This window comes from Micromonospora sp. LOL_013, from assembly GCF_048060315.1.
Taxonomy (GTDB): domain Bacteria; phylum Actinomycetota; class Actinomycetes; order Mycobacteriales; family Micromonosporaceae; genus Micromonospora_E.
On the sequence record NZ_JBHMIQ010000053.1, the window covers coordinates 24,759 to 35,672 of the forward strand.

Consider the following 10,914-nt stretch of genomic DNA (forward strand, 5'->3'; position numbering starts at 1 on the left):
GATCACGAAGGAGGGTCAGCCATTGGAGGCGCGGCTGTTGCCGATCAACGCCCTGCTCGGGCTGCTGACGGCCGGTGATATCACTCCGCCCGTGCTGGCTCAGGCAGGATTTCGCCCAGCCGGGCTGGAAATTCCCGCCAGCGGCGACGCCGGCAATGCCGTCATCGATGCCCTACTGTTCCACGAGGCCAGCAATCATCTGGTGCAGTGCGAAGCGAAGTCCGGTGCCAACATCGAGGTGCGGCAGGCTTTCGCATACGCGGCGATGGGCCCTGAGTCGTTGGTGCAGGCCGCAGGCGTGACTCTGACGCACCGGACCCCGCCGACGCTGGAGACGCTATACATCTGCTTGTCGAAGCACGCCAGCCGGATCAGCCTGAGCCTGGAGAGTGCGGGAGTGTCTGCGCCCCTGCTTGCGGTCGCTCACCGACGCGTCGACCTGCACAACAGGGAGCATGCGTCAGGACTACTCACCAGGGCTCTCGGCGAAGGCGTAGACCTGGCCGGCCCACCACCTTCGATCATTCCGTTCGACCCCGACTCTCCGGTAGAGGTAGCTGAGGAGTACGTCCTAGCGGCGCTCGTCGCCATGCTCACGCACAGAGCACCAGCCGTCACAATGACTAGCCTTACCGAGCGGGTCGCCCCCTACTACAGCATCTACGGACAAAAGGCGCAGACCGGACTCAGGCGCCTCGTCACTCAGGCTGCTCGAAGTGTCGCCGACCGCGAGCCTGCATGGTTCGCGTTCGAGCGACGCACAGCGACTCGATCCGAAGACCGTATCCAGTTCAGGAAGACTCCTGAGGATCTTCATCACAGAGGCCGCACCACCTCATATCAAAGCATCGGAAAGGTGACCAAAGGGATCAAACGCCCAGGGCGCGCCGAGATTGATGGACAATTGGACCTGCTCCAAGAGCTAGAGGTCGCGGATACTGGCCTGGAGGAGTCGCAGGAGGAAGACGAGCAGGGAGGTGGATCTTGACCGCACGGGCCGCCATGGCAGATGAACTTGCACTGAGCCCTACCTCACCCACCAAGACGTTCGTCGTGGAGGCCCATGTAGAGGATCCGTTGGAGTGTCTGCGTGGGCTCACCGGCTCCGGCCGGGTCGAGGAAAGCACCGACGCCTTCCTCTTCAAGGTCCACACCGAGTTCGGCTATTTCTGGGTAGATCAACTCAACCCCAGGTTCTGGAGCCTGCACACGGACATGCCGACAAAGAATGCCGGCTCGTTGGTCAACGGCTGGGTAGCCAACCGCCGTGACCTCGACTGGATGTGGCTGCCCTCCGAGCATCTACGGCACATGTGGCCGAACGCCCAGACGCGGCGCGTGCGTACCAATTTCAAGGGTACGGCTCTGCTCGGATCCGCCGGAGCCGAAACCGAGGAGCTTGGGTTCCAACTGTCTGGCCGCAACGCCGAGGCGTTCCTTGACTTCCTCTCACGCAGCGACTACCGCGACGCCGTTCCGTTCGATCGGATCGAGAGCCATATCGATGACCCCGACTTCGGTGGAGTACGGGAAGCGGTCAGTAGGATGGGCAAGTTCGTCGCGTCCGGCGACTCCTTCCCACTGCACCTCGCTTTCGTCAGCCGGGCCGTGAGCCGGTACAGCAAGCTGGTGACGCTCTGTGAAAGCAAGGCCATCTCCTGGTCGACCCTTGGCACCGAGGATGGCGGCGGCAACGTGACGGGCGGGCCGATCGCTATCCGATTCAGCAAAGAGATTCATGATCAAGATGCCTTCCTCAGCGAACTGTTCTCATCGAGAGCGCCGTTCCGGCTCTGGGGCCGCCCAGCCGTCACCGCTGACGGCGTCGCGGAAGTCGCGGCCGTGGATCTGCACGTGGGGCAGCAGTTACGGATCGATGTCGGCAACGACTGGATGAGGATCTACCTGGGGAAGGATGGTTGTGGCAACACAGTCGCCAGACTGGTGAGCAACCTGCAGCACCACTTCGATGCCGCGCTCCAGATGGTCGACCCCGAGCTTCAAGCAGCCATCAGCCCTCGCCCCCTGGCCAGCACCGCCTAACTTCTTCATCCACGACCCGTTCCCGGAAGGCTGACTCGGCAGCCCTCGCTCAAATGGAAGCCTGCTGGCACTCGTTCCGAGGATTGGATCAAGATGAAGATTCGGGATTCGGTCACCACAGCCGGCGGGGCCAGGTCGAACGAGGACCGAGTAGGCCACGCGGGTTCGCTGGCCTGGGTCATCGACGGTGCCACCGACCTGTACGACGATGCTGCCCTGCCCGCAGAGCGTGACGTGGTGTGGCTGGTCGACCTGGTCGGGGCGCTCCTCACAGAATCCGGGACGGACGGTTATCAGGGCAGTGGCGCCGACCTGTTGGAGCGGATCGCCGTCGAGGTGCATCGGCAGCAGGAGGCGTACGGCTTCCCCTCGGACCGGATGCCGCCGGCCTGCTCGATCGGCCTCTGCGTCGACCAGGGCGACGACTTCGAGATAACCCGTATCGGCGACGCTACCGCTGTCATCGACGGCGACACCACCCGTGTCCTCGCCACCAGCTACTTCGACGGGCGCGAGGCGGCAGCGGTGCGGGCCCGCGAAACCGACCCGGCTAAGGTCGTCGCCGCGATGCAGCAGCGACGCCGGCACACCATGACCTCCGGTGACGTCGAGTCGGTCTTCTCCGGCCACCCGCAACGCCGCCTCGTCCCGCACCGGATCACCGCGGACTGGGCAGGGACCGGCCACATCCTGCTCTGCACGGACGGGTTCGCCCGGCTGGTCACCGATTACCAGCTCTTCGCCGGGTGGTCCGAGGTCGTCGCCGAGGCCCGGGAGCGTGGGGTGGCGTACCTGGAGAAGTTGATCCGGCAGACGGAGAGCGACCCGGCCATCGGCGGTGACCGTTTCAAACGCGCCGACGACGTCGCCGCCGTCCTGATCTGCGCGGGCTGAGGCCGTACAGATGGGAGCACTTGCCATGTCCGACCGGCCGCCATACCTCGTCGAACGCAACCCGGGCTACTTCGAGTACCAGTTGCCGATCTCGGTGAAGCTGGTCGTCGACCACCACGGTCGGGTGCCGCTGCTGAAGAACGAGCGCGACGAGTGGGAGCTACCCGGCGGCAAGCTGGAGGTCGGCGAATCCCCGGAGCAGGGCGTCTGCCGGGAGGTAGCCGAGGAGCTGTGCCTGACCATCACCGGCGTACGGATCATCGACTCGTGGGTGTACGAGATCACCCCGCTCCGACACGTGTTCATCGTCAGCTTCGGTGCGGTCTACACCAGTGAAGAGGAGTTGACCTACATCGACGAGCACAAGGAACTCGGTGTGTTCAGCTACGACGAGGTGCCCGACCTGCACATGCCGGCACCGTACAAAGCGACGATCACCCGCTGGCGTGACCTCGTCTCCGGTTCGACGCAACCCGCGACGACATGACCGGGCGGGAAAGCTGCCTCCGGGGTAGCCGGCTTGCTCAGGTGTTCCTCGCCGCGCTGTCGGCCGCAGTCTGTTTCGGCTGTACGTCGAGTCCGCCGGTCTCCATGGCCGAGTCGGACCCGGCGCTGCTCGTCCACGACGTCCGGCGCGGCGGCGACGACGCGCAGATCGACGGCTATCTGCGTCACCTGGCCGACGCGGACTGCTTCGTCCTCGAACCGGACGCGACGACCGGGCCGGACGGGATGCGCAACGTCGCCGTCTGGCCGCCCGGCACGACGGTGTGGCGGGACGGTGGGCAGGTCGCCGGGGTCGAGGCGCCAGGCCGGGAGCCGATCGCGATCGGCAGCCGGGTCGTCGGCGGTGGCGGCTACACCAACCCCTCGACCAGCGACCTCGACCTGCCCGACGTCTCCCCCGACTGCCTTACCGGTGGCGGCGAGTTCGCCATGCTGCACACCATCACCAGCGTGACGCCATGAACGACAGGATCTCGATCGACCATCGGATCATGGCTTCGCCGCACAGGCGCTCGATCAACAAGAGCTTCCGCTACGGCTGTCTACGTGAGTGGGAGTCGGTTGAGGATGCCGTCGACGGCTTCGATCAGCTCTGCTGTGCTGCGTACGACGTGGACGCCCGGCCTGGTGGCGAAGGCTTGCGCCCATCGACTTCGCATGACATGGCTGGTCAGGATCACCGGCCGGCCTTGCCCGAGGGCAAGGCGTGCCTGGATCCGGGCGCCGCTGGTCTCGCCGGCTTCGACGACAAGGGTCGCTGCCGCGTACCCGCTCATCACCGCGTTGCGCATCGGGAAGCTCTGCCGGGTGGGGCCGGCGTCGGGCCGGAACTGGCTGACCACCAGGCCGACGTCGGCGATGTGGTCCTGCAGCCGCCGATTGGCCGGCGGATAGTAGTTGCGGATGCCGGTGCCAATGACCGCGACGGTGCGGCCACCGGCGGCGAGGGCTGCGGTGTGGGCGGCGGTGTCGATGCCGTGAGCCAACCCACTGGCGACCGTCACTCCCCGGTTGGCCAGCGTCTCGGCTACCGATCGCGCGATGCCGGATCCGCGCGCTGACGCCTTGCGGCTGCCGATGACGGCGATGGCCCGGTCGTTGGGCCGCAGCTCGCCACGGGTGAACAGCAGCGGAGGCGCCTCTTTGATGCCGCGCAACTGGGCGGGATAGCTGTCGTCGAAGTAGGCGTGTACGCCGATCCCGTCCGCCCGCCATCCGGCAATCTCGTCGGCAGCGGCTGAGATCAGATCGTCGGCTGAGCTGGTCGGATCTGGGAACAGCGCCTCGGGCTGACGCAATGCCTGGTCGAGCACCTGCGTGGCGCTGCCGGTCTCCTGGATGTCGAGGACGACCTCCGACCAGTTCGCCGCTGATCGGCGCAGCAGAGCGACCAAAGCTGCAAGCTCAAGCATCGCCAGTCCGCTCATGGCATTGGTGCTGGGATCACATGACTGGCTCGAAGCTCGTCCGGGTCGCAGCGTAGATGAACGGACCAGGCCGATCGAGGCATTTGACCAGGTCCCGCCAACGACACATCACCACCTCGAGTTGGTTGAAGGTGTTCGTCGCTTCGGCGGCGGTCAGGGCGACCATCCGGGCTCCGTACTCGCGGACGGCGGCGATCTCTCGGGGGCGAGTCCGGATGTGCCGGTCACGGGTCACAATCAGCCAACCCTGCTCGGTAACCTGCGGAATCCACACGTCGTCCCTGGCTGCGACGTCGGTGACAACGCACGGCGGGCGGAGACGCTTGTGGACCTCACCACCCGGGTCTCCCGGGTACGTCACGTCCGAGCGGATGCGAGACAGGAGGATGCCGAGACCACGAATATCAGCGTCGAAGTAGAAGCGGACTCCCGCCGGTTTGGTCCTGGTCATGCAGCTTTGGCGGTAGCCCGCACGGAGAACTCGTACGCCAACGCCCACGATACGTCGCTGGCGTCCAGGGCGTACATCTCGGCGATCGCGTCCGCGTCCTCGCCCGCGTCATGCTGCTCAGCGATGACCTCGGTGCTCACGCCCTTGATCGACGGCTTGCCGAAGCGGACATCCGGCTGGATGCGTACCGGTGATTCCAGGTTGGCGTCTGGGCTGTAGCTGACGGCTACGTCGCCTGACCAACCGACCCGCCGGATGAAGGAATCCGCTGGCGTCGTGAGGAGGAGCTGGTCGCCCGCCACCGCCACCATCCAGTAGTCGACCCCGAGGCCGGCAGTGGTCTGGGCGTCGTAGACCAGGTTCCGACCGGACACGAACGGACGTCGATCAGCAAGCGGGTACGGCACGCCGAACTCTTCACGCAGCAGCTCGATGAACCGACGGAGCTCCTTCATCGGCACGTTGTGTGTCTGTCGGTACTCCCGCAGGTAGCCGGCTTCGACGAACTCCGCCCAGGTCACGTTTCGAGTGCCGCGCGGTTTGTCGCGTAGGATCGGTTTGTAGGATTTGCTACTTCGCTGCGATCCTTCCAGCCAGTAGTGCAGGGTCGACTGCCGGACGCGCAGCAGCCGGGCTGCCACCGCCTCCGAAAACATCTCGCGCTCCAGCACACTGGTCATGGCATCATTCTGGCACCTGGTCGCCGTCGCTGTGGGGTAGCGACGAGCACGCCGAGGCGAGGCCCCATCCACGTCAACTTCCACGGATAGCGTGGATGGGCCTCACCTCGGTGTGCGGTACGCGGAGCAGCCGGGCCGCTGCCGCTTCGGTGAGCACGGCTATTCGGCGGCAGGGACGAGGACTTCCGAGCCGGACCAGTTGATGTCGAGGTTGCCGAGGTCGCTCTCGGGTTCGTCGTTCTCGTCGAGGGTGCTGAAGGTGGCGTGGTAGCAGCCGAACCCGTGGCCGCCGGCGGCGAGGGTCGCGATCGCCCAGCCGCGCAGGTTCTCCCCCAGCTTATCCGGCTGACGCGGGTCGACGGCGACCCGGATGACTCCGAGCAGGTCGTACGTCTGGTCGCTCGTGCCGGCATTGCCGATGAGGCAGAGCGAGAACCCGTACCGCTCGCCTTCCTCCTGCTGGTAGATCAACTTTCCGAATCGGTACACGGGAACCTCCTGGCATCGGTCCTACTCGGATTTCCTCAAGGATGAGGGCCAGGGAGCTTGATATCAAGTAGCCGAGGGTGTTTACTTCGGAACGAGACCACATTGGCTGATGGCAGAGGAGTTGACACCAGTGCCGCCCAAGGGGACCACCCGCGAACGCAAGGCCAATCCGCTGACCGAGGGCTCGCCGGTCGTACAGGCGTGGGAGCTGGGCCTGCGGCTACGGCAGCGTCGCGAGGAGATCGGCATGACCGCCGCTGCGGCGGGCAAGGCCGCCGGCATCATTCAGGCGTACGTGTCCGGCGTGGAAGCCGGCCGGGTCAAGTTGCCGGCGAAACGGCTTGCCCAGCTCGTCGATATCTACGAGCTGGAGCCGGACGAGGCTGCCGAGTTGGAGGAGTTGCGGGTGGGCGCCGCACGTCGCGGCTGGTGGCAGGACTACGCCAAGCTCTTCCCGAACGAGTTCCTGCGCTTCCTCGGCTACGAGGCCGGCGCGTCGCAGCTGCGTAGCTTCCACTCCGAGGCCATCCACGGCCTGCTGCAGACCGAGGAGTACGCCCGTGCCGTGATCCGCGGCGGCAACACCGTCGTGCGACTCACCGAGGTGGAGCGACGGGTCGCCGTCCGGATGGCTCGCCAGGTCCGCCTCGACGGCACCGACCCGATCCGGATCAACACAGTGATCAGCGAAGGAGCGCTGCGCCAGCAGGTCGGCGGTCCAGCGGTGATGCGCGACCAGCTCGACCACCTCGTCACCCTAATGACCGAACGGCCGGAGCAGATCGAGATCCGGGTGATGCCGTTCACCGCCGGAGCACATCCTGCGTTCGGTGGTCCGTACGAGATCCTGTCCTTCGCCTCGCCCCGGCTTACCGACCTGGTCTGGCAGGAGATCCTGACCTTCATCGACATCGTCGACCAGTCGGTGCAGGTGAACGACTACGTGGTGACCTTCGCGGAGACCCGTGAGCGCGCGTTAAGCTCGCAGGACTCACTTGCTCTGATCAGCGAGATCGCCAGGGAGATGAGATGACCCCTCAGGCCGGCACTCCGGACCGGGACTGGTTCAAGTCGTCGCGCAGCTCAAGCAACGCGAGTTGCGTCGAGGTCCGCTTCGCTGGCGGCCAGGTGGACGTACGCGACACCAAGGACCGCACCGGCCCGACCCTCGCCTTCGACGCCACCACCTGGACCAGCTTCGTCACCGGCCTCAAGCACACCCCCACCCAGCCCTGACCGCAGGCCCCTGCTGGGCTGGGCTCCCCCGAGATCAGCTACACGGGCTGGTCCGGCAACCCGGATCAGCCCGCCCAACCCCCGTTGGCCGCTGCTCGACCGAGCCGTTGAGGAGATCTGGATGGTCAGGAAAGACCGGGACTGGTTCAAGTCGTCGCGCAGCTCCGACAACGCCAACTGCGTCGAGGTCCGCTTCGCTGGCGGCCAAGTGGACGTACGCGACACCAAGGACCGCACCGGCCCGACCCTCGCCTTCGACGCCACCACCTGGACCAGCTTCGTCACCGGCCTCAAGCACACCCCCAACCAACCCTGATCTTGTTGTAGATGTCAGTCTGGCTGACGAACGACAGTGAAACGCGTGCTTGAGTAGGCCTGACCGGTGGAGGACACGCCCCGGGAATCTGGTTCACGGTCTGCCGGCCAGAATTGGACAGCGGTGAAAGGAAGCCATCCTGTCCGCGAGCCTGCCACTCCAGTCGGTTTATACCGACGACAAGATCATCGGGACGGGATCGCTGCGACCTGCTCCGCCTCCAAGAGCAGGACGTACGAGAACACTGCTGGAAGTTCAGCGAGTGCCTGGGCGCCGGATACGATCACGCTCTCGTGCGCCAGCAGCTGACCAGTGGCCTCGTCGAGGATGACGATGTCCTGCGCTCCAGCCGAGTCAGCGGTGATCGCGATCCCGGTACGGCCGGCCCGATCTGTGACGTGGCCGCGGTACTTGAGGTCCTCATGCTCGGCAAGGAATCGGAGCAGCTGCGCCCGAACGGAGGTCGAGATCACCCATCCCTGGTAAAGGTCAGCCACGCCCCGAACAGCCGACTTGAGCCCGTTCTCCTGCGGCTGGTTGGCGTACACCTGGGCCTTGAGTTGGGCGAGATCGGCGGACGGCGGCGATGGGGTCGGGGTGATCCACTCACCCGGCGCGTACCTGATGGACTCCGCAGGCGCGGCCCCAGGGCCAGCAGATGGCCATGTCACCTTCCGCAACGCCGAACCGTCGGGAGCGTGCCAGATCTCCTGCTCCAACGGGATCACCGCGCTGGTGGTTTCCCCACCCTCGGCCGAGATATCGAGGCTCCACGCCTCGGTTCGGACGTAGGTCACCGGCCCTGCGCGCTCTGCGCCGTCGTCGGTCAACCGCTCGGCAAGGTCGAGCAGGTACGGCCGGGCTGACAGCGGGTTGTCCTCGTACTCGAACGCGAGCAGCGGTGGAGTAGCGGCGACGGCTCGAGCCGGCTGACGCAGCGGGTTGAGGAGCACCATCGCACCCACCGCGACCAAGGTCAGAATCGTGAGACTGCCGACGAGGGTGCGCCGGTCCGCCCGGTGCCTCGGCACCTCGACATCCGGCGCCAGCACCGGCGCGGTTCGGACGAAAGCCAGCGGGTTCGTGGGTGGTGTAGCCACGTCGAGATCCCTGGCCGGGTCGGCAAGCTTCATCAGCTCGATGAGACTCCGCTGATCACGCACCAGACGCCACCTTCCTGACGGTCCTTTTCCAGACTGGCTCATGCTCAGCAGGGTTGACTCGCCGTTCCTTCAGCGCGGCCGAAAAACGCCGCCGAGCGCGCATGAGACGGGCCGAAGCAGCGAGCCGCGAACAGTTCAGCACGGCGGCGACCTCAGCAGTTTTTAGTCCTTCCCAGCCGATGAGCCGAAGAATTTCCTGATCGTCGTCTCCCAGGGTGGACAGTGCACGCCGCAGGTCGATGATGGTTGCCACCGAATCCTCAAGCGAGCCGGGAAGCGTGTAGTCGGCAAGCTCGGCGAAGCCGATCGGTTCCGGCCTCCGGCGGCGAGCACGCCACTCGTTGGCGAGGAGCTTTCGCGCTACGCCGTACAGCCAGGGCAGCAGGTGGGCAGGCACCTCGTCACGTCGCCGCCAGGCGACGACGAAGGCCTCCTGGGCAAGCTCCTTGGCGGCGTCGGTGTCCGCCAGCCGGCGGTAGCCGTACCTGACCAGACTGGGATAGAACGTCCGGTACACCTCGTCGAACCACTGCTCGTCGTGCCGTCTTCCCTCCGCCACCACACCTCCATCGCCGCTGACCTGGACCTCCCACCTACGTATGTGTCACTGGAAGCCGGACTATGACAGCCGACAGGACAACTGAGGGTGCATGCTGGTTGTGTTTGAAGAACTCAGACCTGGCGGAGGCGACGATGACCGTCACGCAGATCGACCTAGACGATGAGGCGTTGGCCGAGGCGATGCGCCTCTCCGGGGCCAGGCGCAAGAAGGAAACCGTGAACCTCGCGTTGCGCGAGTACGCCGCACGGCACCGTCGCATCGCGGCACTCGATCACCACGCCGCAGTAGCGCAGGGCTGGGACTACGAGGGTTGGCAGGAGCTTCGGGCAGCGGGCAAAGCACCCGCTGCGTGATCCGGTACTGCGTGCATCTCTCGGTGTGTGCGTGCGCCGCCGTCAACGGGTGACCGGCAAGCATGCCTGGCCTCATCCACCGGTAGCCGGATCCAGTGTGGCTACCTCACGATCGAAGAACGAGTCCAGCGGCTCGCCCTGGTGATAGAGCCCTTCGACAAGGCGCTGACACCGGGCGATCAGGCCCGGCTCGGTGAAGCGACGGGCGGCGGCGAGCACACCCGTGTCGTCGTAGACCGCCTCGTACATCACGTCGAGACCGAGCGTATAGATCTCCGGCAGCGGACCCCCGTTCTCGTACGGAGCGACCTGCTCCGGACCGACGACGTTGGTCAGGCCGCCGTACTCGTGACGGAGCCGGAGCAGGTGCAGCTCCCATTGCAGGTACGGGATGATCTGCTTCTCGACGACTCGCACCCGCCGGTTGACGAAGCCTTGTCGCGCGATCCGGCCGTAGTAGTCGGCGAAGTCGTCGCGCTGCTCGTCGATCAACCGAAGCGACTCATCCCACCGACCGTCGACGAAGGCCTCCCAGCTCTTGTTGCCGGGCTCCTTGAAGAACTGCTGCCGCTCCAGCTTCCAGAAGCCGACCGACTCTATCCGCCAGAAGTGCTCGTAGAAGTCGGTCAGGTAGTCGTCGAGTGTCAGCAGCTCACCTGGGTCATCGCCGAGGACTTCATGCATCAGGCATCTCCACCCTTGCCCTTGTGATCCACTAATCGTCACCCTCTAGACCCTGATGGCTTATTCGGCCGTGTACCCGTCTCCTTTGGTGGGTCAGTAGGGTTGTGTG

General features: G+C 65.6%; 16 protein-coding genes. 9 read left to right on the top strand and 7 right to left on the bottom strand.

Annotation, left to right across the window (positions count from 1 at the left end; translation table 11 throughout):
- Positions 1-22 precede the first annotated feature (22 nt).
- From ACFHWS_RS26385 to ACFHWS_RS26405, 5 genes are all read left to right on the top strand, one after another.
- Positions 23-988, top strand: a complete 966-nt coding sequence (locus tag ACFHWS_RS26385; RefSeq protein WP_289211814.1) for a hypothetical protein — start codon at positions 23-25, stop codon at positions 986-988.
- Positions 985-2,043, top strand: coding sequence for a hypothetical protein (locus ACFHWS_RS26390; protein WP_416553809.1), 1,059 nt, complete (start codon positions 985-987; stop codon positions 2,041-2,043). Before ACFHWS_RS26385 ends, ACFHWS_RS26390 begins: the two co-directional genes overlap by 4 nt.
- Positions 2,044-2,136: 93 nt before the next feature.
- Entirely contained in the window at positions 2,137-2,937 is an 801-nt protein-coding gene (locus ACFHWS_RS26395) for a protein phosphatase 2C domain-containing protein (RefSeq protein ID WP_416569345.1), read from the top strand.
- A gap of 25 nt (positions 2,938-2,962) precedes the next feature.
- Positions 2,963-3,424 carry an NUDIX domain-containing protein gene (locus tag ACFHWS_RS26400; protein ID WP_416569346.1) on the top strand — a complete coding sequence of 154 codons (462 nt, stop codon included), beginning with the start codon at positions 2,963-2,965 and terminating at the stop codon, positions 3,422-3,424.
- Positions 3,421-3,906, top strand: coding sequence for a hypothetical protein (locus ACFHWS_RS26405; protein ID WP_416553803.1), 486 nt, complete (start codon positions 3,421-3,423; stop codon positions 3,904-3,906). Before ACFHWS_RS26400 ends, ACFHWS_RS26405 begins: the two co-directional genes overlap by 4 nt.
- A gap of 80 nt (positions 3,907-3,986) precedes the next feature.
- Here ACFHWS_RS26405 and ACFHWS_RS26410 read toward each other — a convergent pair whose 3' ends face one another.
- The 4 genes from ACFHWS_RS26410 to ACFHWS_RS26425 form a co-directional block, all read right to left on the bottom strand.
- The gene (locus ACFHWS_RS26410) at positions 3,987-4,856 is read right to left on the bottom strand and encodes a DNA-processing protein DprA (RefSeq protein ID WP_416553801.1); all 870 of its coding nucleotides are present in this window, start codon (positions 4,854-4,856) and stop codon (positions 3,987-3,989) included.
- Positions 4,857-4,887: 31 nt separating this feature from the next.
- Positions 4,888-5,322: a hypothetical protein gene (locus ACFHWS_RS26415; RefSeq protein ID WP_278110879.1), complete on the bottom strand. Its 435-nt coding sequence runs from the start codon at positions 5,320-5,322 to the stop codon at positions 4,888-4,890.
- Entirely contained in the window at positions 5,319-6,002 is a 684-nt protein-coding gene (locus ACFHWS_RS26420; protein ID WP_416553797.1) for a DUF433 domain-containing protein, read from the bottom strand. The genes ACFHWS_RS26415 and ACFHWS_RS26420 overlap by 4 nt, the downstream gene beginning before the upstream one ends.
- A 159-nt stretch (positions 6,003-6,161) precedes the next feature.
- The gene (locus tag ACFHWS_RS26425) at positions 6,162-6,491 is read right to left on the bottom strand and encodes a hypothetical protein (RefSeq protein WP_416553795.1); all 330 of its coding nucleotides are present in this window, start codon (positions 6,489-6,491) and stop codon (positions 6,162-6,164) included.
- Between the two features lie 130 nt (positions 6,492-6,621).
- Here ACFHWS_RS26425 and ACFHWS_RS26430 point away from each other — a divergent pair, with 130 nt between their 5' ends.
- The 3 genes from ACFHWS_RS26430 (at position 6,622) to ACFHWS_RS26440 (ending at position 8,043) form a co-directional block, all read left to right on the top strand.
- Positions 6,622-7,524: a helix-turn-helix domain-containing protein gene (locus ACFHWS_RS26430; RefSeq protein ID WP_416553793.1), complete on the top strand. Its 903-nt coding sequence runs from the start codon at positions 6,622-6,624 to the stop codon at positions 7,522-7,524.
- Entirely contained in the window at positions 7,521-7,727 is a 207-nt protein-coding gene (locus tag ACFHWS_RS26435; RefSeq protein WP_416569347.1) for a DUF397 domain-containing protein, read from the top strand. Before ACFHWS_RS26430 ends, ACFHWS_RS26435 begins: the two co-directional genes overlap by 4 nt.
- Positions 7,728-7,848: 121 nt before the next feature.
- On the top strand, positions 7,849-8,043 hold the full coding sequence (locus ACFHWS_RS26440) for a DUF397 domain-containing protein (RefSeq protein ID WP_416569348.1): 195 nt from the start codon (positions 7,849-7,851) through the stop codon (positions 8,041-8,043).
- 185 nt (positions 8,044-8,228) lie between these two features.
- Here the strand turns inward: ACFHWS_RS26440 and ACFHWS_RS26445 are convergent, their stop codons facing one another.
- Together ACFHWS_RS26445 and ACFHWS_RS26450 are read right to left on the bottom strand one after the other, a co-directional pair.
- Positions 8,229-9,206 carry a CU044_5270 family protein gene (locus tag ACFHWS_RS26445; protein ID WP_416569349.1) on the bottom strand — a complete coding sequence of 326 codons (978 nt, stop codon included), beginning with the start codon at positions 9,204-9,206 and terminating at the stop codon, positions 8,229-8,231.
- Positions 9,199-9,765, bottom strand: a complete 567-nt coding sequence (locus ACFHWS_RS26450) for an RNA polymerase sigma factor (RefSeq protein ID WP_416569350.1) — start codon at positions 9,763-9,765, stop codon at positions 9,199-9,201. Before ACFHWS_RS26450 ends, ACFHWS_RS26445 begins: the two co-directional genes overlap by 8 nt.
- 104 nt (positions 9,766-9,869) lie before the next feature.
- Between ACFHWS_RS26450 and ACFHWS_RS26455 the strand changes: the two genes are divergently transcribed.
- Positions 9,870-10,121, top strand: a complete 252-nt coding sequence (locus ACFHWS_RS26455) for a type II toxin-antitoxin system VapB family antitoxin (protein ID WP_416557627.1) — start codon at positions 9,870-9,872, stop codon at positions 10,119-10,121.
- Positions 10,122-10,193: 72 nt separating this feature from the next.
- Here the strand turns inward: ACFHWS_RS26455 and ACFHWS_RS26460 are convergent, their stop codons facing one another.
- A complete protein-coding gene (locus ACFHWS_RS26460) occupies positions 10,194-10,805 on the bottom strand; it encodes a DUF6879 family protein (RefSeq protein ID WP_416557626.1) in 612 nt (203 codons plus the stop codon).
- Between the last annotated feature and the right edge of the window lie 109 nt (positions 10,806-10,914).